This is a genomic window from Micromonospora sp. NBS 11-29, assembly GCF_002140155.1.
Lineage (GTDB): Bacteria > Actinomycetota > Actinomycetes > Mycobacteriales > Micromonosporaceae > Micromonospora.
In genome coordinates this window covers 36,635-63,128 of sequence record NZ_NAPR01000031.1, presented here as the reverse complement: position 1 = coordinate 63,128, position 26,494 = coordinate 36,635, and the positions used below count along the sequence as shown (strand labels likewise).

Genomic DNA, 26,494 nt, shown 5'->3' with positions numbered 1-26,494 from the left:
CAACTAATGCCTTACCATCGGCTTTCATCTATGGGACTGTTGATGTATGCGGGGCGCAGGATCGAACCGGTTGCTGCTGGTCGAGGACGACGCGGACCTGGCGGAGTCACTCGCCGAGGCGCTGGGCCACGAGGGCTACCTCGTCGACCGGGCCTTCGACGGCCAACGTGGGCTGCATCTCGGGCTGACCCGTGCCTACGACGTGATGGTCATCGACCGTGTGCTGCCGGCACTCGACGGCCTCGCCCTGGTCACCCGGCTACGTGCCCGGGCGGTCCCGGCCCGTACCCTGATGCTCACCGCGCTCGGCACGGTCGACGACCGGGTCGCCGGGCTGGACGCGGGCGCTGACGACTACCTGGTCAAGCCCTTCGACCTCGACGAGTTGAGCGCTCGGGTGCGGGCGCTGTGCCGGCGTGCGTCCGAGTCGGCCCAGGTGCTGCGCATCGGCGCCGGGCTGCTCGACCTGGCGCCACGCGACGCGGTGCTGGCCGACGGCACCCGGGTGGCGCTGTCCGCCCGTGAGTTCGAGCTGCTGTGGGTGCTGGCGGCCCGGCCGAACGCCGTTCATCCACGGGACGTGCTCCGCCGCCGGGTCTTCGAAGAGGCCGCGGCGACGTCGATCGTGGACACCTACGTCTACTACCTGCGACGCAAGCTCGGCCGCGCGGTGGTACGCACCGTGCACGGGCTCGGCTACCGCCTCGGCACACTCTGATGGACGCGACCGAGCGGGCCATCCTGCGACGGACGCGACTGCGGATCGCCCTGCTCGTCGGCCTGACCATCGGCGCCCTGCTGCTGCTGGCCGGCGGCATCTCCTATGCGGTCCTGGTCCGCAGCCAGGAGGCACAGATCCAGCGTGAGCTGAGGTGGGGCACGGAGCGCGGCACGATCGCCGGCCCGCCCGCGTGCAGCTGGATCTTCCGATACGACGGCACCACCGTGCACACCGGCGCGAACCCACCGCCACCGGGCTTCCCGCTGCGCGACGCGCTGGCCGCCGTGGCGGCCACCGGGGCCACCGAGATCACCACGGTCGCGCGCAACGGCACGACCTACCACGTGCGCACCGAGGCCCGCGACGACGGCGTGGTCCAGGCGGTGTTCGACGCCCGCTTCCAGTTGTCCGACCGCCGGCACCTCCTGCTCGCGTTCAGCCTCGCGGCGGCGGTCGGGCTGCTCGCCGCCATGCTGACCGGGGTGCTCGTCGGCCGCCGGGCGGTCGCCCCACTCGCGGAGGCGCTGACCCGACAACGCCGCTTCGTCGCGGACGCCAGCCACGAGCTGCGAACCCCGATCGCCCAGGTGCACACCCGGGCCCAGCTGATCGCCCGGCGCGCGGGCGACGACGGCACCGCCGCGAACCTGGACGACCTGGAGCGACTGATCGGCACCACGCGCCGCCTCGGTGAGATCGTCGACGACCTGCTGCTCTCGGCCCGGCTCGCCGCCGCTCCCGCCGATCGGACACCGGGTCCGCCGGTCGATCTCACCTCGCTGATCGCGACGGCGGTCGCCGCCGAGACCGAACGCGCCGCCGAGCGCCAGGTCACCCTCGCCCTGGACGCCCCCGGCGACCCGCTGCCGGTGCCGGGTGTCGAGTCGGCCCTGCGCCGGGTCGTCGGCGAACTGATCGCGAACGCGCTGGCACACACCCCCGCGGGCGGCCGGATCACCGTGACGCTCCGGGCCGTCGACAACCGCGCCGAGTTCGTGATCGCCGACACCGGCAACGGTTTCGACCAGGCGGACGCCCGGCGCATCTTCGACCGGTTCCACCGCGGCGCGGAGTCCGGAGACCGCCGATTCGGGCTGGGACTGGCCCTGCTCCAGGAGGTCGTCACGAGCCACCACGGCACGATCGCGGCCGAGGGTCATCCGGGTCGTGGCGCACGCTTCACGGTGCGCCTTCCCCGGGCGTGTTCGCCGGTCACCGCGGGTAGGTCCGCCCGGATCAGGAGCACTCGCCCTCGACGGTCATCGATGTTAGCGTGAACACGGATGTCGGGGTGTCGACCGTCGCGGGAGGTCCGATGGCAGGGACGGATCGGGCGCCGCAGTCACCTGATCGAGCCCGCCGACGCCCGCGGCCGTTCCTGGCCGCCGTGCTCGCCGTGCTCGCCGTGTCGGCTGTTCTGCCGGTGGCGGGGCCCGCGCAGGCCGCGCCCGCGGTGGACTACACCAACCCGCTGGTGAACCAGCGGGCCGATCCACACATCGTCCGGCACGCCGACGGCTACTACTACATGACCGCGACGGTGCCGCAGTACGACCGGATCGTGCTCCGGCGGGCCGCCACCCTGCAGGGACTTTCCACCGCCGCGGAGACGACGATCTGGAGCCGTCACGCCAGCGGGGAGATGGGCGCCCACATCTGGGCCCCGGAGATCCACTTCATCAACGGCAAATGGTACGTCTACTTCGCCGCCGGCCGGACCGACGACGTGTGGCGGATCCGGATGTACGTGCTGGAGAACGCGAGTGTGAACCCGTTGTCCGGCTCGTGGACCGAACGTGGCCGCATCACCACGCCGTGGGACACGTTCAGCCTGGACGCCTCGACGTTCGTGGTCAACGGGGTGCGGTATCTGACCTGGGCCCAGCAGGAGCCCGGCATCTCCACCAACTCCAACGTCTACCTCGCCCGGCTGGGCGCCGACCCGTGGCAGATCACCGGTCCGGTGACCCGGCTGGTGGTGCCGACGTACGACTGGGAGACCCGGGGCTACCGGGTGGCCGAGGGGCCGGCGGTGATTCAGCGCAACGGCCGGGTGTTCCTCACCTACTCGGCCAGCGCCACGGACGCCAACTACTGCCTCGGCCTGCTGAGCGCCGCCGCCGGCGCCAACCTGCTGGACGCCGCCGCCTGGAGCAAAAGTCCGACGCCGGTGTTCGCCAGCAACGCGGCCACGGGCCAGTACGGCCCCGGGCACAATTCCTTCACCGTGTCCGAGGACGGGCAGAGCGACATCCTGGTCTACCACGACCGCAACTACCGGGACATCGTCGGCGACCCGCTCAACGATCCGAACCGCCGGACCCGGCTCCAGAAGCTCTACTGGAACGCCGACGGCACGCCGAACTTCGGCATCCCGGTGGCCGACGGGGTCACCCCGGTCCGGCTGCGGTCACACGACCTGGCCGCCAGCTACGTCCGCCACTACGACTACCGGGCCCGGATCGAACCGAACGTGACCAACCTGGCCGACTCGCAGTTCCGCATCGTCCCCGGTCTCGCCGGTGCGGGGACCGTGTCGTTGGAGTCGACCAACTTTCCCGGGTACTACCTGCGCCACCGCGCCTTCGCCCTCTACGTCGAGCGGGACGACGGGTCGACCCTGTTCGACGGCGACGCGAGCTTCCGGCGGCAGAACGGCCTCGCTGACAGCGCCGGGCTCTCCCTGGAGTCGCAGAACTTCCCCGGACGATACGTGCGGCACCGTGACGGTCTGCTCTATGTGGAGGCGGTCGCATCGAGTGCCGAGCGCGCCTCGGCCACGTTCCACCTTGAGTAGGCGACGCGAAAGGCTGGCCCGAGACATCGGGTCAGCCTTTCGGCACTTCAAATTGTCGTGGAGCATCAGCAGATGCGCGTCTGCCAGGTCACCTTCGTGACGGTGAGGGGCACATAGTAGTTTCCCTCGCCGGGGCGGACGCAGTCGGTGCCGGTGTAGGTCGTTCCGAAATACGTGTACGACCAGCTCATCTCGGCGTTGCGGGTGGTGCGGTTGTAGAAGTTGAACGCTGTCACGTTGCCGGACCACTCACTGTTGGTCACCAGAGACGGAGTCTCGACGGGACCTTCCGGCGGGTGGTTCCAGTTCGGCCAGACGCAGAGCATGCCCTGCGGGCAGTTTCCGGGGCCCCAGATGTCGTTCGATGCGTGGGAGGATGCCGAAGCGGCGGCGGGGGCGGCGATGAGCATTCCTGCGACGGACACGGCGAGAGCGATCGATTTTCCCAGCATGACCCACCTACTTCGATATGCGTCAATGAAAATAGGCTATCGCGGGAAAGTTGACGGGTCAAGCTTTGCGGGGGCGAGAGGAATTGATGTTGCTCGATTGGATGCGGTCGTGCTGAAATGACTCGGGCCGCCCCGGGACGGAAAGCATCGCGGTGCCGGCTGTCCGGAGAGATTCCCGCTGGACCACCCCGCGTGGCGGGCCAGCCCTCATGGAGGATGACCATGCGTAGTCTTCTCGCGGTGTTCACCGCCGCCCTGGTCCTCGGCGCCACGGCCGGCAGCGTGCCAGCCGGCGCGTCGGATGCCTCCGCCCGCTCGTGTCCCCGTGGCCTGCTCTTTTGTGAGGACTTCGAGCGACTGCCCCGCGGCGGGCCCAGCACCGTGAAGTGGGGTGTCGACACCCGGCACGGCACGCTCACCGTCGAGCGCGCCCGCGGCAATCAGGTGTTGCACGTCCACACCGTCGACAACGGACGCGCCTTCCTGCGGGTGGACGACTTCGCCGCGCCGGGCAACCGCTTCTACGGTCGGATGCGTCTGCGCGTCGACGCCTTCCCCACCGCACCCGACTGGGCGCACTTCACGCTGGTGGAGGCGACCGGTGCGGGCAGCACGGAGGTCGTCCGCCCGATCGGCGGCCAGTACGCGCCCACCGTCCCCGGCACCTTCTGGGGAATCGGCGCCGACGGCGGTCCGACCGGCGACTGGACCAACTGGCGGGAGTCCGCCCCGGTCACCGAGGACACCTGGCAGTGCGTCGAGTGGAAGATCGACGCGACGGACAACCGCGTCGCGGTGTGGATCGACGGCGTGGCGAACCCGGAGCTGACCGCCTCCACGACCGAACACGGTGGCAACGACGTCCCCTTCGTCCTGCCGACTGTCGACACGGTGAAGATCGGCTGGCAGCTCTACCAGGGCGGCACGACGCCGGGCGAGTTCGACCTCTGGATCGACGACATCGCCCTCTCCCGTACGCGACTCGGCTGCTGACCCGGCGGAGGTTTCCCGAACCGGCCGGCGGGGGTAGACATCGCACCGCCATCAGCACATCTCCCGAGGAGACTGCCATGTCGGTGCAGGCGTTGCTCTATGTCGTCGCGGTGATCCTGCTCGTGCTCGCCGCACTGCCCATCCCCCGCCGCGGTGTCTCGTTCGCCCTTCTCGGTGCCGCGTGCGCCCTGCTGGCCTACGCCTGGCCGGTGATCACCGACTAGCGTCGCCGGGCCGCGCGGTGGTCTCGACCCGGGCGATGAGCAGCTTCAGCCGCCGGATCTCGTCGGCCAGCGCGCTCGCCCCGGCGGGGGTGAGGGTGACCCAGGTCCGGCCGCGCCGGCCCTCGTACCCCTTCTCCACCGCGATCAGCCCACCCTCCTCCAGCACGCTCAGGTGTTTGGAGAGGTTCCCGGCGGTCAGGTCCAACTCGGTGCGCAGATAGCCGAACTCGACGCGGCGCGCTTCGTGCGCGATGGTGAGGATGCCGAGCCGGACCCGCTGGTGCACCACGTCGTCGAGCCCGAGGGCGGGGTGGGTGGCCGTCGGGTCGGTGCCGCCCGTCACCGGGTACGCCGGTGGCGTCGGGCGGCGCGCGCGAAGCCGGCCGCGCCCAGCAGCAGCACGAGACCGACGACGAGCTGTGGCACCGCCATCGCGGCCCGGACTCCGAAGTGGGGCGAGTCGAAGCCGTCGTTCATCGGCAGCACCAGCAGCACCAACGCCAGGTAGCCGGCGGTGAACAGCAGCAACCCGACGTTGCGCTCCAGCCAGGCCAGCACGAGCAACGTCACCCCGATCATGCCCCAGGGCATNCCTCCCCAGCCGGTCCAGCACGAGAAACCAGTACGGCAGCGGCGGGTCCGGGTACGGGTGGTGCTGGAAGTAGAGGTTCACCGCCAGCCAGGCGGCGGGAAACACGACCGTCGTCGCGGCCCCGGTGATCGCGTACGGGAGCACCCGCACACCCACCCCCCGCGCCCGGGCGGCGTGCAGGTAGCAGAGGGCGATGCTGGCGTACGCCAGCACCATCGCGGGTGGCCAGTAGTAGAGCATGCCCCGGCGCGCGAACGTGCAGCCGCCGTCGGGGCGGCAGTCCACCGCCATGCCGAACCAGTCGAACGGGATCGCGGCGAGCGTCACCGCCGCCAGCACCAGCAGCGCCGCCCAGGTCAGCCGTTGGTCGAGACGCACGCGTCGGGCGAGGGCACGCACGTCGGAGAGCAGCCGGCGGGGATCGCCGCCGGCGGGGATCGGTTCGCTTGTCATGCCAATAGATTTGCACAACAAACCTGTCGGCGCTAGTGCCGACAACGCTCCGCCCGCCGGTCGAGGGAAGAACTCCACCTCAACGGTGAGTTGTCGTCGGCCGACCGGCTGCGACGACGCCCCCGGTAGCCGAGAGTCCGCACGGGTGGACGCCCCGTATCGTTTCGCGGTGTCACTCCGCGTGCCTGGGCTCCACGGTTCCCGGCGCGGTCGTGCTTCGCTTGCGGCCGGATGCGAATGTCGACCTGGGAGGAACACCATGCTGATCACCTGTGTCGACACGAACGGCCGGTCGACCGGCGTCCACGAGCTGTACGAGGCGCTCCGGCAGCCCGCGCCGCTGCGCGGTCGGGTCTCCTTCGCCGAGCCGGGTGAGGTGCCGGAGGGCGCGCTCGGCGGGATCACCGACGCGCTGCTCACGCACGGCCTCGACGCGCTGGTGGGCGTCGTGGTGGGTGCCGTCGTCGGCTGGCTGCAACGGCGCAGCGGCCCGCCGGTGGAGGTGCGGATCGCGATCCCACCGAACCCGCCGGTGGCCCTCGGATCGGCCGAGGTGACGGGTCTGACGGAGGAGCAGTTGCGGGCCCTGGTCGAAAAGGTCCGACGGGAGTTGGAGACGCGACCCGCGGACGGCGATGACCAGCAGTGACTTCCTCGCGGACGCCTCCGCGGTCCTGATCTCGGCCGGGCGGTTCGACTCGCCCACCCTCCGTCCGGTGCCGAGCGCCGCGCGGACCGCCGCCGAACTCGGTCGGCAACTGGTGCGGCGGTGCGGGCTGCCGCAGGACCGTCTGCACCTGGTCACCGACCCGCGGACACCGACCGAGTTGGGAAACGCGATCGCCGCCGTGTCCCAGTCGGCGCAGGGCCCGCTGCTGGTGTACTACGGCGGGCACGGCCTGCTCAACCAGGCGGGGCGGCTGCACGTCGCGGTCGGGTGCACCGACAGCCGCCCGGTCTACCTGGCGCACACCGCGTTCCCGTACGAGAACCTCCGCCAACTGCTGCTGGCCAGCCCGGCTCGTCCGCTGGTCGTGATCGTCGACTGCTGTCACTCCGGGGACGCCGCGCGGGACGCGCTGGGCGATCCGGGTGAGGAGTTGGCGAACATCACCGCCATCGAGGGCGGCTTCGTCCTCACCTCCGCCGGGCCGGACGAGCTGGCGTGGGCGCCCCCGGACGAGGAGTACACGGCGTTCGGCGCCCGCCTGATCGACCTGCTACGCCACGGCGACGCGAGTCTGCCGGAGGTGCTGACGCTGCACGACGTACATCAGCATCTGGGGGTGGTGCTCCCGGCGGCCGGCCTGCCTCGGCCACGACGGCGCGAGACCGACGGCGCCGCGACGCTCCAGCTCTGCACCAATCCCCGCTACCGGCGCCGGACCGACGCGCGGCCGGCGACCGCGACGACGCCGCCGAGCCGACCGCTGATTTGCCCGTACAAGGGCCTGGACGCCTTCGAACCCGGCGACGCGGCCTGGTTCCACGGCCGGGAACGGCTGACCGCCGAGGTGTGCGCGACGCTGCGGGCCAGCTACGACGATCCGGGCATCGACCTGCTTGTCGGCGTCTCGGGTGCGGGCAAGTCCTCGCTGCTGCGGGCCGGTGTGCTGCCGGCGATCAGGAGCGGTGGCCTGGACCTCGCCGGCTCGGCGTCGTGGCGGGTCGACGTGATCACGCCCACGGCGACCCCCACCCGCCGGCTCGCCGCCCTGCTGGCCGACCTGACCGGCGCCGACGAGACCGCCCTCGCGGCGGAGATACGCGCCGGCGGCCGGGACTGGCTGCCGGCGGTGGTCGATCCCCGGGAGCGCTTCGTCATCGTCGTCGACCAGCTCGAAGACCTGTTCAACGAGTGTTCCGACGAGGAGGACCGGCAGGCGTTCCTGTCGGCGCTGCACCTGCTCGCGGCCGGGGAGGTCCCGCGTGCCCTGGTGATGCTGGCGTGCCGGGCCGACTTCGTCGGCCGTGGCGCCGAGTACCCGGTGCTGGCCGACGCGCTGCGACGGCGGCTGACGGTGGTGGGGCGGATGAGCACCGACGAGCTGCGCTCGGTGATCCTGCGCCCGGCCGAGCAGGTGGGCCTGACGGTCGCCGACGAGCTGGTCGACGTCCTGTTGGGTGACCTGGCCGACCATCGGCACGGCGACGGCGAGAGCGTGGCCGAGGCCGGGCGCCTGCCACTGCTGTCACACGCGCTGCTCGCGACCTGGCAGCAGCATCGCGACGGCATCCTCACGGTGGCGGACTACACGGCGACCGGCGGGATCAGCGGCGCCCTGGGCGCCACCGCCGACCGGGTGTTCGGCGGACTGGGGGAGGCGCAGGCCGCGACCGCCGAACGGCTCATGCGTCGACTCGTGCGGATCGGCGACGGGGCCGACGACACCCGCAGGCGGGTGCCGAGGCACACGTTGGAGCGGGAGTTCCCGGCCGGAGCGCCACTGGAGGAGGTGGTCACGGCGTTCGCCGCGCCGAACGCCCGCCTGCTGACCGTGACCGACGACGCCGTCCAGATCACCCACGAGGCGCTCCTGTACGCGTGGCCGACGCTGCGGCTGTGGATCAACACCGACCGCGCCGCACTGCTGGTCCAGCAGCAGATCAGCGACGCGGCCGTGGAGTGGGAACGCGGCGGCCGGGAGCCCCGCGCGCTCTACGCCGGAGCGCGGTTGGACGCCGCCCGGGAGTGGGCCGAGAAGTCCGGCCAGGTCGAGGGACTGGGCCCGCTGCCGCGGGAGTTCCTGGCCCTGAGCATCGCGCAGCAGGAGGCGGAGCGGCGGGCCGTACGGCGTCGCGCGACCCTGCGCCGCCGGGTCACCGCCGCCATGGCCGTGCTCCTGGTGCTCGCCGTGGGGGCGGGAGTCCTGGCCGCCTGGTCGGCCCGGCGCGCGCAGAGTCAGGCCCGGGAGGCGAGGATCAACCTACTGCTGTCCCGGGCGCAGTCGCTGCGGGACGACGACCCGGCCGCCGCGCTGCGGCTCAGCCTCGCGGCGTACGCGCTGCGCCCCGACGGCGACAGCCGGGCTGGACTGCTGCGCGCGTTGCTGGACTCCCAGTTCATCGGCGAGTTCCCGGACGTGTTGGTCGCGGACCGGCAGGCCGCCGGTGATAGCAGGCTGCAGGAGGTGCGGGGCATCGCCTCCAGCGCGGACGGTCGGATCACCGTCCGGGCGGGTCTCGACGCGGCGACCCAGGTGTGGGACACCAGCGACCCCGCCCAGCCGAAGCACCTGGCCGATCTGACCTATCCGTCGGGCCGTGACGTCTACGCGCCGGAGGTCTACGCGGTCGCGCTCAGCACCGACGGGCGGCTGCTGCTCGACGCGAACATGGTGTGGAGCCTGGCCGACCCGAGCCGTCCCGTCCTGCTGGCCCCGCTGCCCGCCCGCGCGAACGGACGTGACGACAACAGCGAGTACCACACCTGGACGGTCGCGTACGACAGCAAGCGGAAGCTCGCGGTGACCGGTGGTGGTTCTCCCGACGAGGGTGTCCGAGGTCGCGCGGCCCTGTGGGACCTGTCCAGGCCGGACCGGCCGGTCCGGGTCGGCGAGATGCCGGGCCACGACGGTCCGGTCTGGTCGGCCGCGTTCAGCCCCGACGGGCATTCGCTCGTCACCGGCAGCTCGGGCACCAGCGCGACGCTGTGGAACATCGACGACCCGCGCAAGCCGCGCAGGGCCGGGCAGCTACCCGGGCACCCGGGGCCGGTGTGGACGGTCGCGTTCGCGCCGAACGGGGTGTTGGTCACCGGGAGCAGCCGGGGCACCGCGTTGCTCTGGCAGCCCGCCGGCGGACGGTACCGCCGGGTCGGCGTGCTGGCCGGACACGTCGGGAACCTCTGGGTCACCTCCTTCAGCCCGGACAGCCGCTATCTGGTCACCGCCGCCCGCTCCGACACCACCGCTGTGATCTGGGACGTCGGCTCACCCGAACGGGCCCAGCGGGTGGGGTCCGTGGTCAACAGCGGCGTGGTCACGGCCGTGGGCTTCACCGGGCGGGACTCCTCGGCCTTCTACACCGGCGGTGACGACGGCGCGGTTCGGCGGTGGGCGGTGCTGGATCGCCTCCGGCCGATCGAACACCGTCGCGCGCCGGGTGTCCGGGTGATCGACACCCGGGGCGTGATCGGCGCCGACGACCAGATCTCCACCCAGGACCGGGACCGGTTCCGCCTCTACCGGATCGCCGAGGACGGCGCCCTGACCCCCGCGGCCACGCTGCTGGACGGTCACGTCGTGGGCCTGAGCGAGCGCGCGCAAACCTTGATCACCACCTGCTGCAGAGGTGCGGGCGGGGATCCCCCGGGTACGACGATCTGGGGGATCCGCGACCTGGACCGGCCCGTGGCGCTCGGCCACATCGACGGCCTGTACGCCCAGAGCGTCAGCGAGGACGGTCGCCTCATCGCCGGCAGGACGGAGCGGCCCGGCGAGGACGAGGGCCAGGTCTACGACGTCAGCGACCCCGCGCATCCGGTGCTGCTCACGCGGCTGGGAAACGGCTATGTCGTCGGCGTCTCGGCGGACGGCCGCAGCGCCGTCGACGGCTCCACCTGGTGGGACCTCACGGCAGCGGGCGGACCGGCGCCGCTGCGCCGGGTCGGCGACGACCGGTCCCTCGCCATGGACGCCACGCAACGGTTCGTCCTCGATAAGCCGTCCGGCCAGTCCAGCGGCACCACTGACGTCTACCGGCGGACCGCCACCGGCATCGGCAAGATCGGCTCCTTGCCCGTGGTCCCGGTCGCGATCAGCCCCGAGGGGACGTTTGCCCTCGTCGGCGACGATCGGGCCACCGAGCTGTGGACGCTCCACCCCGACCAGCCGGCATACCTCGCCGCGACCCTGGACGGCGTGAACGTGGTCGCGTTGCTCAACGGCGGGCAGCAACTCGACTCCCGGTCGGGGACGGTCGCGGTCAACGAGAGCAAGACCGTCGAACTGGGCCAGATCGCGGCGATTCTCGACGACCCGGTGCGACAGGCCTGCGCCGTCGTCGTCCGAGGCCTGGACGCCGAGCAGTGGACGGAGACGATCGGCGACCTCCCGTACCACCGCACCTGCTGACGGCCGACCTCCTCGGCACTGGATCGGCACAGGATCGACACTTCTCTCTCGGTAGCGTCGCCGCACACCGGTGGGGTCAGCCTGGCCGCCGGTGACCGCTACGGAAGGACGTACCGTGGAACTCGTTCGTCATCTGTCGAGCCGTCGGGCGTTGCTCGCGGCGCTGTCCGCGGTGCCGGCCGCCGGTCTGTTGAGGCCGGCGACCGCGCGGGCCGCCACCCCCGGGCTCCCCGGCTACCTGCCGATTCCGTCCGGGTCGGTGGGGCCGGCGCTGAACGCGGACGGTTACCACGTCGGCCGGATCCGGGGCGACCTGCACTGGGTGACCGACGGCTTCTACCAGGCGATGTTCCTGTCGACCCGCGAGGGAGTCGTGCTGGTCGACGCACCGCCCACGATCGGGGGCAACCTGCAACGGGCCATCGACTCCGCGACGTTGCCCGCCGGTCGGCCCAACCGGGTGACACATCTGGTCTACTCCCACTCCCACGCCGACCACATCGGCGCCGCCGCGCTCTTCGGCCGCGGGGTGGAGCGGGTGGCGCACGTGGAGACACGCCGCCTGCTGCGCGAGGCGGGCGACGACAACCGGCCCCTGCCGACCGTCACGTTCGACGACCGGTACGAGCTGCGGGTCGGTGGGGAGCGCCTGGACCTCTCCTACCACGGCCCGAACCACTCGCCGGACAACATCGTCATCCACGCGCCACGGCAGTCGACGCTGATGGTGGTGGACGTGCTCTACCCCGGTTGGGTGCCGTTCCGGAACCTGGCCGTCTCGCAGGACGTCGCCGGGTGGAAGCGGATGCACGCGGTCATCATGGGTCTGCCGTGGACCACGTTCGTCGGCGGTCACCTCGGCCGTCTCGGCACCCGCGCCGACGGTGACGTGCAGCGGAGTTACGTCGCCGACCTGGAGCGCAGCGCCCGCGCGACGATCGCCTCGCTCGACCCGACGCCGTTCTTCGACCGGTACGGCCCGGAGGGCAACTCGTGGGCGATCTTCAAGGCGTACCTGGACGCGGCAGCGGCGCAGGCCGCCGAGCCGGTGGTGCGGGAGTACGCCGGCCGGCTCGGCGCCGTCGACGTGTTCACCGTCGACAACGCGTTCAGCATGCTGGAATACCTGCGCATCGACGCGGGCCTGCTCGGTCCGTTCGGCATCCGGCCCTGACCTCGGCCGGGCGCGGCGCACGCGAAATCGACCGGCGTCGAGGGCGGCGGGTGTGCCCGGATGCCGATAGTGTCACTCCCGGCGTCGACCTGAACCCGCGCAGTCATCGTGCGGGCGGTCGATGGCGTTTGCGCCGCACGGACGCTTCGGCGCCGCGAACGGCGCAACGGAGGTGGTGCGGTTGTCGTCCGAGGGCGAGGTACGGTTCGCGGTTCTCGGGCCGGTGCGCGCCTGGCGGGGCGCCGAGGAGATCGTCCTGGGCGCACCGCAGCAGCGGGCGGTGCTGGCGTCGCTCCTGGTGCGGGCCGGGGAGCCGGTCGGCCTCGGTGAGATCGTCGACGTGCTGTGGGGCGACGATCCGCCGAGCACCGCGGTGAACGTGGTGCACCGCCACGTCGGTGTGCTGCGTCGGCTGCTGGAGCCCGACCTGCCGGTGCGGTCGGCGGGCCGGTGGCTGGTGCGGTCGGCGGGCGGCTACCGGCTGGACGCCGCCTCCGACGCCGTCGACGTCCTGCGGTTCCGTGAGCTTGCCCGGCGGGCACGCCAGGCGGTGGACGTCGACGCCGGGCGCGCGGCTGCCCTGTTCGCCGAGGCGCTGGAGCTGTGGCACGGTGGGTGCGCGGCGGGGATCGACCCCGAGGCCCGGGCCCATCCGGTCTTCGCGGCCGTGGAGCGCGAGTTCCTGGCCGCCGCGCGGGACGCGGCCGACGCCGGGGTGCGCGCCGGGCAGGTCCACCGCCTGCTGCCGGCGTTGCGGGAGGCGGTGGTGCGCGCCCCGCTCGACGAACCACTGCACGCCGGGCTCATGCTCGCCCTGGCCGCGGCCGGGCAGCAGGCCGAAGCCCTCGCCGTCCACCAGCGGGTCCGGGCGCGGTTGGCCGACGAACTGGGCGTGGACCCCGGCGTCGAGCTGGCCTCGGCGCACGCGATGGTCCTGCGCGGCACCGTGGCGCGCTCCGGCGTCCGCCCGCCGGAGCCGGCGCCACGGCCCCGACCGGCACAGCTACCGGCCGCCCCCGCCACGTTCGTCGGCCGGCGGGCCGAACTGGCGCGTGCCCTGCGGCTGCATTCCGGCGACGAGCGGGCCGCGACGGTGGTGATCAGCGCGATCGGTGGCATGGCGGGCGTCGGCAAGACGACGTTGGCGGTGCACCTCGCCCACCAACTCGCGCACCGCTACCCCGACGGTCAGCTCTACGTGAACCTGCGCGGCTTCGACCCGTCGGGGGTGGTGCTGACCCCGGAGCGGGCGCTGCTCGGGTTCCTGGAGGCGCTCGACGTGCCGCCGCAGTCCGTACCGGCCGGGCTGGACGAGCGGGCGGCGCTGTTCCGGAGCCGGTTGGCGGGCCGGCGGGTGCTGGTCGTGCTGGACAACGCCCGGGACGTGGATCAGGTCGTACCCCTGCTGCCGGGCGCGGCCGGCTGCCTGGTGCTGGTGACCAGTCGTAACCAGCTCTCCGGCCTGGTGGCGACGCACGGTGCCCACCCGCTCCCGCTCGACCTGCTGTCGGTGGCGGAGAGCCGGGACCTCCTGGCGCGGCGGCTCGGGACACGACGGGTGACCGCCGAGCCGGAGGCGGTCGAGGAGATCATCGCCCGCTGCGGTCGGTTGCCGCTGGCGTTGGCGATCGTGGCGGCGCACGCCGTCACGAACCAGGGGTTCCCGCTGTCGGCGATCACCGCCGACCTCGGCGACGCACACGGCAGCCTCCGCGGGTTCGCCGGCCCGGAGGCGGCGGTCGACGCCCGGGCGGTCTTCTCCTGGTCGTACGAGACGTTGAGCCCGGACGCGGCACGGCTGTTCCGGCTGCTCGCGCTCCACCCGGAGGTGGCCCAGGTCGGGGTGGCCGCCGTCGCCAGCCTCGCCGCCATGTCGCCGGACCAGGCCCGGGCGGGGCTGGCCGAACTGGTGCGGGCCAACCTCGTCGTGTCGGCGCTACCCGGCCGGTACGCCTTCCACGACCTGCTGCGCGCCTACGCCACCGAAGTCCTGCACGCCGTCGAGACCGACGAGCAGCGGCACGAGGCACTGCACCGGGTGCTCGACCACTACCTGCACACCGCGCACGCCGCCTGCCGGTCGACCAGCCTCAACGAGCCCCATCCACCGGACGAGGCGCGGCCGGGCGTCGTGGTCGACACCTTCGCCGACGGCGGGCAGGCGGAGGCGTGGCTGGTCCGGGAGCTGCCGGCGCTGATCGCGGCGGTACGGCGGGCCGAGCGCGCCGGCTTCGACGCACACGCCTGGCAACTGCCCTGCCTGCTGACCGAGTTCCTCGACCGGCGCGGGCGGTGGGACGACTGGTACGCGCTCGCCACGATCGGAGCGCGGGCCGCGGAGCGCGTGGCCGATCCCGTCGCGCGGGCGCACTCGTCGAGCGGCCTCGCCATGGCGGCCGACGCGGTGGGGCGGACGACGGAGGCGGTCCGGTGCCAGCGGTACGCCGTCGAGCTGTACGCGGGCCGAGGTGACCAGGCCGGTGAGGCGTCCGCGCTGCGCCGGCTCGCCAACGTGCTCGACAAGGCCGGCCGGTACGCGGAGTCGTTGGCCAGCTCCCAGCGGGCCCTGTCGCTGTTCGAGGCGGTGGGCGACCGCCGGCGGCAGGCGCTCACCCACAACACCATCGGCTGGACGTACGCGCTGTCCGGCGACCACCGACAGGGCATCGCGCACTGCGAACGCGCGATCGCCCTGCTCGACGGCCTCGGGCACACCCGGGGTGAGGCGGCCACCTGGGACAGTCTCGGCTACGCCCACCAGCAGCTCGGCCACCACCGGCAGGCGATCGACGCGTACCGGCGCTCGGCCGACCTGCGTCGCGAGGTCGGCGACCTGCACCCGCAGGCGGTCACCCTCGACCGGCTCGGTGACGTGTACCGCGACGCGGGTGACCTCGACGCCGCCCGTGGCGCCTGGCGGCAGGCGTCGGCGATCCTGGCCGACCTGCGGGACCCGGCCGTGGACCGGGTCGGCGCCAAGCTCGACCCGGCCCCGCGCACCGGCCGGTGATCAGGCCGCGGACGGGTCGGCCGGCCCCGACGTACGCCGGGGCCGGCCGGTGGTGCTCGGGTCTCAGCGCGGGCGGGCCAGGAAGGTGAGCAGGAGGTGGGTGAGTTCGGCCGGGTGCTCCTCGTAGATCCAGTGGCCGGAGTCCTCGACCACGGCGCCGGTGACGTCGGTCGCGTAGCGCCTGACCTGCTTCGGCACCGACTTGCCGAGGCTGTTGTCGGCGCCGATCGCCAGCACCGGCATGGGGAGCTTCCGCCTGGCGTACCGGTCGTTGTCGGCGATGTCGGTGGGGAAGGCCCGGAACCACTCGAAGCTCGCCCGCAGGTGGGCGTCGTCGCGCAGGTACCCGGCGTACTCCCGCACCTCCGCCGGCCCGATGGCGTCCTTGCGGACCTCGATGGAGTCGGTGAACCGGTCCACCCACAGCTCCTCGCGTCCGTCGACGAGCTGTTCGGGCAGGCCGTTGGTCAGGGAGAAGAAGCCGAAGTTCCAGACCCCCGGGCCCCGCTCGGTCAGCGCCGGGAAGTCGTACAGGCCGGGGTCCGGGATGGGCGCCTCGCTGAGGACCAGCTTCGTCACGTCCCGGGGATGGGCGGCGGCGTAGGAGTAGGCGACCATGGTGCCGATGTCGTGCCCGACCAGCCGGATGTCGCGGTCCAGGCCGAGCTTGACCAGAAGGTCGTGGATGTCGGCCGCCATGGACTTCTTGTCGTAGCCTCCGGCCGGGGCGTCGCTGCGGCCGGCCCCGCGCAGGTCGGGCGCGATCACGGTGTAGTGGCGGGCGAGTTCCGGCAGGAGTTCGCGCCACTCGTACCAGGTCTGGGGGAATCCGTGCACCAGGACCAGGGTCGGCCCGTGCCCACCGCGCACGTAGTTGATCCCGACGTCGCCGACCATCGTCTTCTGCTCGGTGAACCCGGACGGCACCCGGGGTTCCGGGCCGGCGGCGACGGTTGTGTGGTCCCGGCCCGCGGCTGCGGTCGGCGCGAGGAGCGCCAGCATCGCGGTCACGGCCAGCAGTCCGAGGTGGCGGGGCCGTACTCCGGCGGCCCTCACAGCGACTGCCCCTTGAGCCACGCCAGGCTGGCGTCGGCGACGTCACGCCAACCGCTGTCGATGGTCAGCGAGTGCGCCCGGTCCGGGAAGTCGAGGATGTCGGTGACCGCGCTGGAGTGCCGGTACTGCTTGAGGGTGGCGCGGGTGACCGCCTCCGGGACGGTGTGGTCCTTGCCGCCCGTGATCAGCAGCAGCGGGCCGCGCGATTCGTTGGCGGTGTTCACCTTGGCCGGTGAGTGCGGGTCGAAGTTGGCCGCCGCCGCCTCGAAGAGCGGCTTGCCCGGCGCGGGGATCGTCCACCGGTCGTAGAGTTCCTGGGACTCGGCCTCGGGAATCGCGTTGCCGAACGCGAACCGGAACTGCTCCGCGGTCAGCGACACCGCCCGGTGCCGGTTGCCCGGGTTCTTGAACACCGGCAGCGTGGCGCGCAGCGCCGACAGGGGCAGCGGCAGCACGCCCTTGATCTGGGCGGCGTCGATCGCGACCGCGGCGGCGGCCTGGTCCTGGCCGAGCAGCTTCTGGGCGATCATCCCGCCGAAGGAGTGACCGATCAGGATCGGCTTGGTGTCGAGTTGGTCGATGATGTTCCCGTAGTGCGCGACGACGTCGTCGATGCCGTGGTCGGCGAGGCGGTCCGGGTCGGCGCGGGTCGCCTCGACGGTGTCCGCGTCGCCGGGCCAGCCCGGCGCGCTCGGTTCGTAGCCCGCGTCGCGGAACAGGTCCAGCCAGGGCGTCCAGGAGGTGGCGTGCAGCCACAGTCCGTGGATGAAGATGACGGGGGTCGGAGTGGTCACGTTGGCTCCTCGGATTGCGGTCAGCGGGCCGTGGCGCGGGCGGCGCCACGGACCAGGTCGACGACGACGTGCGGGTGGGTGACGAAGTGCGCGTGCGAGGCGTCGGCGACCTCGACCGTGCGTGATGCGGCCCGCCTGGCCATGGCCCGTTGCGAGGCCGGCGGGATCGCCCGGTCCGCACCGGACACCGCGTACCACGACGGGATGCTCCGCCAGGCGGGTGGACCGGAGGGCGAGCCCAGCGCGGTCAGCGTGATCGGGCGCTGCGTCGCCGCCATGGCCAGCGCCGTGGTGGGGTCGACCTCGCTAATGAACACCTTCCGGAACTCCTGCGGTCGGATGGACAGCTCCACCTCGGTGCCGCCGCCCGGGGCGGGGACCGGGACGCCGGCGACCGCGTCCTGCAGGGCGCCCCCGGCGCTGAGCGCGAGCGCGGTCTCCCCTTGGTCGGGGGCGAAGGCGGCGACGTACACCAGTGCCTTGACGTTCGGGATCCCGGTCGCGGCATTGGTGATCACCGCTCCGCCGTACGAGTGCCCGACCAGGATGATCGGACCGGTGATCGAGGCGAGCACGGCGGTCAGGTACGCGGCGTCGCCGGTCAGCGTGCGTAGCGGGTTGGCCACCGCGACGACCGGGAACCCGTCGTGCTGCAGGTGCCGTACCGCACGGTTCCAGCCGGATGCGTCGGCGAACGCGCCGTGGACCAGCACGACGGTCGGCCGTTCGCCGCGGTCGGGTCGGGCGGAGGCGTCGGTCCCGGCCCGCGCGGGCGCGGCCGGCGTGACGATGCCGAGACCTGCGGCGGCCGAGACGGTCGCCAGCCCGGTCAGTCCGGTCAGTACGGTCCGGCGGGAGGCGTTGGCGCTGCTCATGGTCGGAACTCCTCTCACTGAAGCGTGCGCGCGGCCGTGAGGATCACGTCCGCGACGGCGGTGGGCTGGGAGACCATGACGGCGTGGGAGCCGGCCGTCTCGGCGAGGTGCGAACCGGCCCGGCGTGCCATGTGGCGCTGCGCGTCGACGTGGATGGCCTGGTCGTCGGTGGCCACGAGGTACCAGGACGGCAGCGCCCGCCACGCCGGTTCCCCGGAGGCCTCGGTGAAACCGGGCAGTGCGATCGGCCGTTGGCTGGCGGCCATCACCGCGGCGGTCGACGCGGCCACGTCGGCGGCGAAGACCACCGGGAACTGCGACCGGTCGATGCTCAACTCGGCCACCCGGTCACCGTGCTCGGCGCGTACCATCCGCCGCCGTAGGGCCGGCCCCATCAGCGTGGCCGGGAACTGCTCGACGATCGCGGTCAGGCTCTCGCCCTGCTCCGGCGCGAACGCGGTGATGAACGCGAGGCCGACCGCGTTGCCGATCTGCCCGGCGGCGTTGGTGATCACCGCGCCGCCGTAGCTGTGGCCCACCAGCAGTACCCGCCCCGGCACGTCCGAAGCCAGGTCCGCGACGTAGCGGGCGTCCGCGGTCAGTCCTCGCAACGGGTTCGCCACCGCCCGCACGTCAAGACCCGCTGCCAGCAACTGCGCCACGACGGCCGCCCAACTCGACGCGTCCGCGAACGCGCCGTGCACCAGGACGACCGTCAGCCCTTCCCCGGTGCGCTCGGATCCGTTCGTCACTTCTCACCTCCATCTCGATGTCAACCGACGGTAGGCGGACCCCGACGCGAGATCAGTGATGAAAGAGTGACGACGCCGCGAGCGGCGCGATCGTCCGATCCATACNCCGGCCCGCCAGTTCGGCGTGCCGGCGAAGGTACGCGCGGTTCGTGACCGCGCGTGGAAAGCGCCCGTCTGTCGGTCCGATGGCGCCTCAGTTCTCCCAGACCACCGGGCCGGTGTAGCAACGTTGCCACCCGGACGAGGAGGACCCGTTGTAGTAGAGGTCGACGCACACCCGGCCGCTCGCGCCCTGAGCGCTGGTGTAGCCCGACCAGTTCTGCCACCAGTGCACGATCGCGGTGCCCGCGGTGTCGAGGGAGTATCGGCAGTCGAAGGTGTTGCGGGGCCCCTCCCAGGTGCTCGTCTGGCCCCAGTTGCGCAGGATCAGCCACCCGGTGATCTTGCAGCCGGTGGCGGACGTCGCCGCGCTGCCGAACATTACGTCCGTCTTCAGGCTCACGAGGTCGTCGTAGAGGGACACACTCACCCCGAGATCGATGGTGTTGCGTTGTGCCTCGGTCCCGCCGACCCGATACCAGCTCTCGTTGGACTGGGCCAGGGCCGGTGTGGCGAACCCCAGAACTGCCGAGGCCCCGGCGACTACCGCCACCATGGACCGCACGAACTGATGAATACGCATTGCGCCCCCGTCGTCGATCGATTTCGATCACCGTATCGGCCCACGCCTCGGGCCTACTGTCCGCGAGGCTTTCCGGGAGATGAACAACCGCTTTACAACAGCGAGGCGGGCCCGAGGCCGGACTCGGAACGACGCTGACGGATCGTCACCGTTCGACATGGCAATGATCACAATCTGTGTGCGCCACTCCGTTGATCGTCACTCTCGTGCGAGCATCTATGCACTTTACGTGACGTCGGCGTTGGGTGGTGGGGGCGGTATGCCCACAGGTCAGGTGCAGCGTGACCGGTTCGGCGACGTGCTCAGAGGGCTGCGTCGGGAGCGGGGACTGACCCAGGAGGAGCTTGCCGAGGCCGCCGGTTCCAGCGTCCGTGGGATCCGGGAGATGGAACGTGGTCGGGTGCGCAGCCCGCAACGCCGGACGGTGGTGCTGCTCGCCGACGCCCTGCGACTGGCCGGGGCGGACCGCGACCGCTTCGTCGGCCTGGCCCGTGCCGAGCGGCAACTCCACGACCGCCCCGGGGCGCCGGACGACCGCCCGGCGGTGGTCGTACCCGGGGAACTGCCCGCCCCGCTGCCGGACCTGGCCGGCCGGGCGGAGATCCAGGACCGGCTCTCGGCGCTGGCCGACGACGTCGTCGCCGGCCGGCCGGGCACCGCCTCGGTGGTGGTGCTGCACGGGCCGCCGGGGATCGGCAAGACCAGCCTCGCCGTCGCGGCCGGACATCGGCTCGGCCCGGCCTTCGCCGGCGGGCAGCTCTTCGTCGACCTGCACGGCGCCCCGCCTGCCGGGCCGGTGGAGCCGGCCGAGGCGCTGGCCGGCCTGCTGCGGTCGCTCGGGGTGCCGGACGGCCGGGTGCCGGTGTCACCGGCCGAGCGGGGTGGTCTGTTCCGCACCCTCACCCGGGACCGGTCGCTGCTGGTGGTCCTGGACAACGCCGCGGACGAGGCGCAGGTACGCCCACTGCTGCCGGCCGGGCCGGGATGCCTCGTGCTGGTCACCTGCCGACGCCCGCTGGCCGGTCTGGCCGGTGCCGTCCGCGAGCCGCTCGACCTGCTCGTCCCGGCCGCCGGTCGCCTGCTGCTCACGGCGATCGTCGGCGCCGACCGGATCGCCGCCGACCCGGCCGCCACGGACCAGCTCGTCACGCTCTGCGGGCGGCTGCCGTTGGCCCTCCGGATCGCCGGCAACCGTCTCGCCAGCCGACCCCAGTGGTCGGTCGGCCGACTGGTGGACCTGCTCCGCGACCAGCGTCGGCGGTTGACCGTGCTGACCGCCGGCGACCTGGACGTCCGGTCCGCGTTCGAGGTGTCGTACCGGCAACTGGACCCGACGACCGCGCGGGTGTTCCGGCGGGCCTCGCTGATTCCCGGCACCGACTTCGCGCCCGCGCTGGTGGCCGCCGTGGCCGGCACCGACGAGGTGGCCGCGGCGGTGGCGCTGGAGGAGTTGGTCGAGGCCGGGGTCCTGCTGACCCTGGGGGACCGCTACCAGTTCCACGACCTGGTGCGGCTCTACGCCCAGGAGCGCCTCGACGCGGAGGAACGACCGGCCAGCCGGACGAGGGCCCACGACCGGATGGTCGACTGGCTGCTGCGGCGTACCCGGCAGGCCGGTGCGATGTTCGAGCCTGCCGCCTGTCGGTCCGACTCCCCGTTCGACGACGACCGGGCGGCGGCGGCCTGGCTGGACCGGAGTCCGGCAACTGGCTGGCGGCGTTGCGCGACGCGGCCCGGCGCGGTCGGCACGCCGACGTGATCGCGGTCGCGCGGGCCCTGCACTGGTATTCCGACGCCACCAGCCACCGGCACTCCTGGGACGAGATCTTCTCGCTGGGAGTGGCCGCGGCCCAGGCCGCCGGCAGCCACCGCGACGAGGCGGCACTGCTGAACTTCCTCGGCTGGGCCCGGTACTTCTGCCGGGACCGCAACACCGACGGGCTGGCCGCCCTGACCCGGGCGTTGGACCTGGCCCGGCGGATCGGGGACCGCCGGGAGGAGGCGTGGGCGTTGAGCTACCTGGCCGCGATCCAGGTCCGGACCGGCCGCGCCGAGGCGGCCGTCGACCACTGCCGCCGGGCCGTCGGCCTGTTCCGCGAGATCGGGTACGCCCTCGGCGAGCAGAGCGCGGCGAGCGTGCAGGGCGCGGCGCTGGCCACCCTCGGCCGGTACGCCGAGGCGGCCGAGTTGCACCGCGCCGCGCTGGCGTTCTACGCCCGGGGCAACGGCCTCAGTCGGACCGGCGCGGCGGTGGCCCGGGCCGGCGCGATGATGAGCCTCGGCGCCGATCTGGCCGGGATGGGCCGGTGGCGGGACGCCGCGGACGTGTACGCCCGCGCCCGGCGGGTGTTCCACCGCTGCGGCGCGACGTTCAGTGAGGCGAACGCCGTGCACCGCTACGGGCTCGCGCTCGACGCGTTGGGTGAGGTCGACGCGGCGGCCGAGGCGTTGCGGGAGGCGCTGGCCCTGTACGCCGCGCTGTCCTGCCCATGGTGGGAGGCGCAGACCCTGTCCGCGCTCGCGGCGNCCGGGCCGCCGACGCCCGCCGACTGCGCCGGCGGGCGCTCGACCGGTGCGGCGAGTTGGACGCCCCCGAGGTGCGGACCCTGCGCGCGACGCTGCGACGCGAACTGGCCGGGTCCTGACCCGACGGCACCGGGCCCCGCCGGCGATGCGGCGGGGCCCGGTGTCGCGTGGAGGGGGTCAGTTGCAGGTGGTGCCGTTGAGGGTGAACGGCGCGGGCACGGCGGGGGAGCCGTCCGCGGTGAAGCCGAGGTTGACGGCGCCGCCGGTCGGGATGGTGGCGTTGTGGCCCTCGTTGGTGACGGTCACCGCCGCGCCGGTCTGCTGGAAGACGCCGTTCCAGTGGCCCTGGACGATCTGCCCGCCGGGGAAGGTCCAGCCCAACGACCACCCGGTGACGGACGGGCCGTCGTTGTAGACGGTGACGCTGGCGGAGTAGCCGGTGCTCCAGGAGTTGGTGACCACGAAGGAGACGCGGCAGGTGCTGGCGGTGACCGTGGCCGGCACCAGGTTGCCGTAGTCGTCACGGGCGGTGGCGAAGTCCTGGAACCCGAAGCCCGGGCCCGCCGACCGGGTGGTGGTGCCGGCGGCGAGCACGGTGCCGTTGGCGTTGACCGCGTAGACCGGGCCGCCGCTGTCCCCGCCCCGGGCCGCCTCGTCGCCGTCGAGCTGGGTGGCCTCGACGAGGTCCTCGATGTCGTCGTAGTGGTAGTCGACGCGCAGGTTGCAGACGGGCCCGCCCAGCTCGCCCGCGGAGGTGTACCCGGACTGGCACAGCAGTTGGCCGGGGAAGACCTGGGTCCAGCCGACCACCTGGGCGCGGACCTCGTCGTGCTGACCGCCGACGTAGATGTGGCCGCCGGGCGACGACGTCGAGATGATCATGGTGTCGTGGTCGTCGTTGCTGTCGACCGCGTACCCGACCAGCGTGCCGGTGCCGGTGGTCGTGTTCCAGCCGACGTGCCAGGGCGAGCCGATGGCGCCGCAGTGCTCGGCGGTGAGGACGTAGCCAGCGTTGGTGGTCGCGTTGCGCACGCCGAAGCCGGCGGTGCATCCGGGCGTGGTGAAGCCGATCCCGGCACCGCCGTCGAACGGCGCGGCGTCGTTGGCCCGTGACCGTGGCACCATCCGCTCGCGTGTCACGACGCTGGTGCGGACGCCGGTGTCCGGCAGCTTCGGCAGCCGGGCGCCCCGGGTGTCGTCGACGGCGATCTCGATGCCGCTGCCGTCGGTGCGCAGCCGGACCGCGTGGCCGGCGCCCGCCGGGTCGGCCTCCACCGCCGGGGTGAGCCGGGCGGCCGCCCGGCGCAGTTCGGCGCGGGAGTACGTGGCGCCGGCCACCTCGACCGGCGCGGTGCGGCGGGCGGCGGTGACGGCGGCGGCGATGTCGGTGGGCGGCGTGCCCTTCCACCACAGGGTGACGTGGTCGCCGACCAGTCCGATGCCGGCGTAACCGCGGGCCGGCGACCGGTCCACCGCGGTGCGGATGACGTTGGCCGCGTCGACCAGCGGGGCCTGCGCGACCATCCGGTCGACGGTCCGCGCCGGGATGAGGTCGAGGAGGGACCGGGCGGTCCCGGCCGCCTCCGGCTGGCTCGACCCTGCGTACACGGAGGGAGGACCGATGAGTGCCGTCGCACCGATCACTGCCCCGACGACCACCGAACGGGTGATCGCTTTCCGAATGTGAGTCATGACGCTGAGTCAAGCAACGTCCGATGTCGAGGGACAGGCAGGACGTCCGGCAGGAGTCACCTTGCCGGCGGTTCGGCCGGGCGTCATTCGCGGCCGCCGATGACGTCGATCGGCACCCGGCGCATCGTGAGTCGGGTGGCGGTCGTGATCGCGCCCCAGGAGAGCGCGACGGTCAGGGCCACGATCGCGGCGAGGCCGCCGACGGGGACACGGGGGACCGGCGACGTCGTCAGCCCGGCGCTGAGGCCGACCAGCGGCGGGGCCGCCGCCAGCGTGCCGAACAGCAGCGCCGTGACGACCACGATCCGGGCCTCGCCGTTGGTCGTCGCGCGGACCTGGCGACGGCTGGCGCCGACGAGCCGCAGCAGCGCGAACTCGCGGGCCCGCGCCGTCGTCGCCAGCACCAGCGTGTTGACCACCGCGATGGCGAGGTAGGCCAGCAGGATGGTCTGGAACAGCAGGTTGAGCACCCCGTCGCCCGCGCCGCCGGCGCCGGGGGCGGCCAGCAGGTCCGCGCGGCCCCCCACCCGTACCGTCGGATAGGGCCGGACGGCGTGGCGCAGCGCCTCGGTGAGCGCCCCGGCGTCGGTCCCGCCCGCGGCCCGGACCAGCACGGCGGTGTCGACCCGCGCGGTGGTGTGCGCGACGACGAGATCGTGGGGCAGGGTGACGTCGCCGAACCCCAGGCCGTTCTCGTAGATCGCCACCACCCGTGGCTCGATCGGTGTCGCGTCGCCGAGGTGCAGCGCGATCGTGTCACCGACCTTCGCGCGGGTGGTCCGGGCGGCGATCCGGCTCAACGCGACCGTCTCGCCCGTCAGACGCGAGAGGTCACCCTCGCGCACCGCCAGGTCCATGGTCTGCGCGAGCCCTGCCGGCGAAACGCCCTGCGCGGCGTAGGGCCGGGTGGCGACGCCGTCCTCGGCGGCGAACGTCAGCAGCACCTGGGTACGCGCGACCGGCGTCACCGCGGTCACGCCCGCCGCGCCGCGTACGGCGTCGGTGACCTGCGGGGCCACCCCGGTCCCGGACCCGGCGGTGAGCACCCGGTCGGCCCGCAACCCGTCGGTGACCTGCCGCTGCGCGCCGGCGATCGACGTGGCGGCGCCGCACACCTGCACGGCGGCCAGGGCGACGCCCATGGCCAGCGGGGTGGTGGCCGAACTGAGTCGACGCCANCGCCGCGAGCCAGCCGCCGGCCGACGTCGGCGGGTTCAGGAGCCGGCCGAACGGCAGCAGCAGGCCGCGCAGCAGCATGGGCCCGAGGCACCCGAGCGCCACGACGAACAGCAGCACCGCGCTCGCCGCGGTGTCGGGGACCGAGTCGCCCGCCGGCGCGACGTCGCCGAGGGTCAGCAGCAGCCCCAGCGGGATGAGCAGGAGACCGATGACCACCCGGATCCGGCCGGGCCGCCCGGGCTCGACCGCCGCCTCACCGAGGGCCTGGACCGGGCTGACCCGGGTCGCCCGGCGGGCCACCAGCCAGCCGGCGATCCGGGCGCTGACCAGGCAGAGCGCCAGCGCGGCGAGAACGGGTAGCACGCCCGTCCGCAGCGGGAAGTCCGGCGGCATCGCACCCGCGAGGACGAACACCTCGCGCATCACGACCGCGAGCGCGATGCCGGGTCCCGCGCCGACCACCGCGCCCGCCAGGGCCACCAGCGTCGTCTCGGCGCCGATCATCCGGTGGATCTGCCGGGGCGTCGCGCCGATCGCGCGCAGCAGCGCCAGTTCGCGCCGGCGCTGCCGCGTCGACAGCGCCAGCGTGCTCGCCACCACGAAGACCACGATCAACACCATCGTGCCGCCGAAGGACGCCGCCGTCTCGACCACCAGAGAGCGGGCGTCGCCCACGTCCAGGAACTCCACGTCACCCCGGCCCGCGCCGGTGTGGACCACCACCTCCGGCACGGCGGCCCTGATCCGCGCGGCCAGCGCCCCCGGCGCGACGCCGGGCGCGGCGAGCACCCCGATGGCGTCCACCCGGTCCGGGCGGCCGGACAACGTGCGCGCCCGGTCGTCGGAGAAGAAGACGGCCGACTGCCGCGCCAACCGGTCGCCCGGGGGCGCGGCGATGCCCACCACGCGGTAGGCGGACGGTGTCGAGCGGGCCATGATCCGTACGGTCGCGTCGAGCGTCAGGCCGTTGCGGTCGGCGAGTGCGTCGTCGAGCACCACCTCGTCGGGCGCGGCGGGTGCCCGGCCCGCGCGGATCCGGAACGGCCCGAGCGCCGCGGCGGACCAGCCGTGCCCGAGCAGCGGGACGGCGTCACCGCCGCCCGGCACGTCACCGTGCGCGTCCAGCAGGGAGAGCGCGACGTCGACGTCGCCGAGGGCGGACGCGACGCCGGGCACCGCCGCGACCTGGCCGACCGTGCCGGCGGGCAGCGTGACCCGCTCGCGGTAGCGGACCTCGGAACTCTCGTCCAGCCGGAAGGACTGTCGGGCGGCGACGACCACCGCCGCACCCGCGTACCGCTCGGGCGGCACGCCCGTGCCGAGGCCGGACACGAGCAGGGTGCCGCAGGCGGTGATCAGGGCCGAGCCCGCGACGATCGCGACGAACGAGCCGGCGAAACCGCCCCGGCGTCGGCTGATGGTGCGCCACGCCAGCGACAGGTCCCGG

General features: G+C 73.1%; 21 protein-coding genes. 10 read left to right on the top strand and 11 right to left on the bottom strand.

The genetic code is table 11. The features are described from left to right. Positions 1–46 precede the first annotated feature (46 nt). Genes B1205_RS27230 through B1205_RS27220 form a run of 3 tightly spaced genes read left to right on the top strand, consistent with a single transcriptional unit; the run spans position 47 to position 3,518 of the window. Complete coding sequence (locus tag B1205_RS27230; protein ID WP_089158199.1) at positions 47–718, top strand: response regulator transcription factor; 672 nt, start codon at positions 47–49, stop codon at positions 716–718. Then, a complete protein-coding gene (locus B1205_RS27225) occupies positions 718–1,998 on the top strand; it encodes a sensor histidine kinase (protein WP_089158198.1) in 1,281 nt (426 codons plus the stop codon). Before B1205_RS27230 ends, B1205_RS27225 begins: the two co-directional genes overlap by 1 nt. 38 nt (positions 1,999–2,036) lie before the next feature. Continuing rightward, positions 2,037–3,518 carry a family 43 glycosylhydrolase gene (locus tag B1205_RS27220; protein WP_089158250.1) on the top strand — a complete coding sequence of 494 codons (1,482 nt, stop codon included), beginning with the start codon at positions 2,037–2,039 and terminating at the stop codon, positions 3,516–3,518. Positions 3,519–3,583: 65 nt separating this feature from the next. Here the strand turns inward: B1205_RS27220 and B1205_RS27215 are convergent, their stop codons facing one another. Beyond that, positions 3,584–3,970 (bottom strand): hypothetical protein, encoded by a 387-nt coding sequence (locus B1205_RS27215; protein WP_089158197.1) that lies wholly within the window; start codon positions 3,968–3,970, stop codon positions 3,584–3,586. Positions 3,971–4,192: 222 nt separating this feature from the next. Here B1205_RS27215 and B1205_RS27210 point away from each other — a divergent pair, with 222 nt between their 5' ends. After that, positions 4,193–4,963, top strand: coding sequence for a hypothetical protein (locus B1205_RS27210; protein ID WP_089158249.1), 771 nt, complete (start codon positions 4,193–4,195; stop codon positions 4,961–4,963). 77 nt (positions 4,964–5,040) lie between these two features. After that, positions 5,041–5,187: a hypothetical protein gene (locus B1205_RS30135; protein ID WP_176308827.1), complete on the top strand. Its 147-nt coding sequence runs from the start codon at positions 5,041–5,043 to the stop codon at positions 5,185–5,187. Here B1205_RS30135 and B1205_RS27205 read toward each other — a convergent pair. Both B1205_RS27205 and B1205_RS32585 read right to left on the bottom strand, forming a co-directional pair. Next, positions 5,177–5,530 (bottom strand): transcriptional regulator, encoded by a 354-nt coding sequence (locus B1205_RS27205; RefSeq protein WP_089158196.1) that lies wholly within the window; start codon positions 5,528–5,530, stop codon positions 5,177–5,179. The two genes, B1205_RS30135 and B1205_RS27205, sit on opposite strands and share 11 nt — an antisense overlap. After that, positions 5,527–5,766: a hypothetical protein gene (locus B1205_RS32585; RefSeq protein WP_254910251.1), complete on the bottom strand. Its 240-nt coding sequence runs from the start codon at positions 5,764–5,766 to the stop codon at positions 5,527–5,529. The genes B1205_RS27205 and B1205_RS32585 overlap by 4 nt, the downstream gene beginning before the upstream one ends. A 725-nt stretch (positions 5,767–6,491) precedes the next feature. Here B1205_RS32585 and B1205_RS27195 point away from each other — a divergent pair. The 4 genes from B1205_RS27195 (at position 6,492) to B1205_RS27180 (ending at position 15,491) form a co-directional block, all read left to right on the top strand. Then, positions 6,492–6,881, top strand: a complete 390-nt coding sequence (locus B1205_RS27195) for an effector-associated constant component EACC1 (protein WP_089158195.1) — start codon at positions 6,492–6,494, stop codon at positions 6,879–6,881. Next, positions 6,868–11,307 (top strand): caspase, EACC1-associated type, encoded by a 4,440-nt coding sequence (locus tag B1205_RS27190; protein ID WP_089158194.1) that lies wholly within the window; start codon positions 6,868–6,870, stop codon positions 11,305–11,307. The genes B1205_RS27195 and B1205_RS27190 overlap by 14 nt, the downstream gene beginning before the upstream one ends. 115 nt (positions 11,308–11,422) lie before the next feature. Further along, positions 11,423–12,481 (top strand): MBL fold metallo-hydrolase, encoded by a 1,059-nt coding sequence (locus B1205_RS27185; RefSeq protein ID WP_089158193.1) that lies wholly within the window; start codon positions 11,423–11,425, stop codon positions 12,479–12,481. 181 nt (positions 12,482–12,662) lie between these two features. After that, positions 12,663–15,491, top strand: a complete 2,829-nt coding sequence (locus B1205_RS27180) for an AfsR/SARP family transcriptional regulator (protein WP_217809889.1) — start codon at positions 12,663–12,665, stop codon at positions 15,489–15,491. A 63-nt stretch (positions 15,492–15,554) separates the two neighbouring features. On the opposite strand, the gene B1205_RS27175 is transcribed toward B1205_RS27180, so the two are convergent. The 5 genes from B1205_RS27175 to B1205_RS27155 all read right to left on the bottom strand — a co-directional run bounded on the left by B1205_RS27175 (position 15,555) and on the right by B1205_RS27155 (position 19,623). Further along, positions 15,555–16,493 (bottom strand): alpha/beta fold hydrolase, encoded by a 939-nt coding sequence (locus B1205_RS27175; RefSeq protein WP_089158248.1) that lies wholly within the window; start codon positions 16,491–16,493, stop codon positions 15,555–15,557. Positions 16,494–16,543: 50 nt separating this feature from the next. Further along, positions 16,544–17,341, bottom strand: a complete 798-nt coding sequence (locus B1205_RS27170) for an alpha/beta hydrolase (RefSeq protein WP_089158191.1) — start codon at positions 17,339–17,341, stop codon at positions 16,544–16,546. 20 nt (positions 17,342–17,361) lie between these two features. Next, positions 17,362–18,216 (bottom strand): alpha/beta hydrolase, encoded by an 855-nt coding sequence (locus B1205_RS27165; protein ID WP_089158190.1) that lies wholly within the window; start codon positions 18,214–18,216, stop codon positions 17,362–17,364. A 14-nt stretch (positions 18,217–18,230) separates the two neighbouring features. Continuing rightward, positions 18,231–18,968: an alpha/beta fold hydrolase gene (locus B1205_RS27160; RefSeq protein WP_217809888.1), complete on the bottom strand. Its 738-nt coding sequence runs from the start codon at positions 18,966–18,968 to the stop codon at positions 18,231–18,233. Between the two features lie 193 nt (positions 18,969–19,161). After that, on the bottom strand, positions 19,162–19,623 hold the full coding sequence (locus B1205_RS27155) for a hypothetical protein (RefSeq protein ID WP_089158189.1): 462 nt from the start codon (positions 19,621–19,623) through the stop codon (positions 19,162–19,164). Between the two features lie 286 nt (positions 19,624–19,909). Between B1205_RS27155 and B1205_RS27150 the strand changes: the two genes are divergently transcribed. Next, entirely contained in the window at positions 19,910–21,409 is a 1,500-nt protein-coding gene (locus B1205_RS27150; protein WP_176308826.1) for an ATP-binding protein, read from the top strand. Between the two features lie 944 nt (positions 21,410–22,353). On the opposite strand, the gene B1205_RS27145 is transcribed toward B1205_RS27150, so the two are convergent. From B1205_RS27145 to B1205_RS27140, 3 genes are all read right to left on the bottom strand, one after another. Further along, entirely contained in the window at positions 22,354–23,784 is a 1,431-nt protein-coding gene (locus B1205_RS27145) for a cellulose binding domain-containing protein (RefSeq protein WP_254910250.1), read from the bottom strand. Positions 23,785–23,951: 167 nt separating this feature from the next. After that, a complete protein-coding gene (locus tag B1205_RS32580; protein WP_254910249.1) occupies positions 23,952–24,812 on the bottom strand; it encodes an ABC transporter permease in 861 nt (286 codons plus the stop codon). Continuing rightward, positions 24,700–26,379 (bottom strand): ABC transporter permease, encoded by a 1,680-nt coding sequence (locus B1205_RS27140; RefSeq protein WP_441338581.1) that lies wholly within the window; start codon positions 26,377–26,379, stop codon positions 24,700–24,702. Before B1205_RS27140 ends, B1205_RS32580 begins: the two co-directional genes overlap by 113 nt. Positions 26,380–26,494 lie beyond the last annotated feature (115 nt).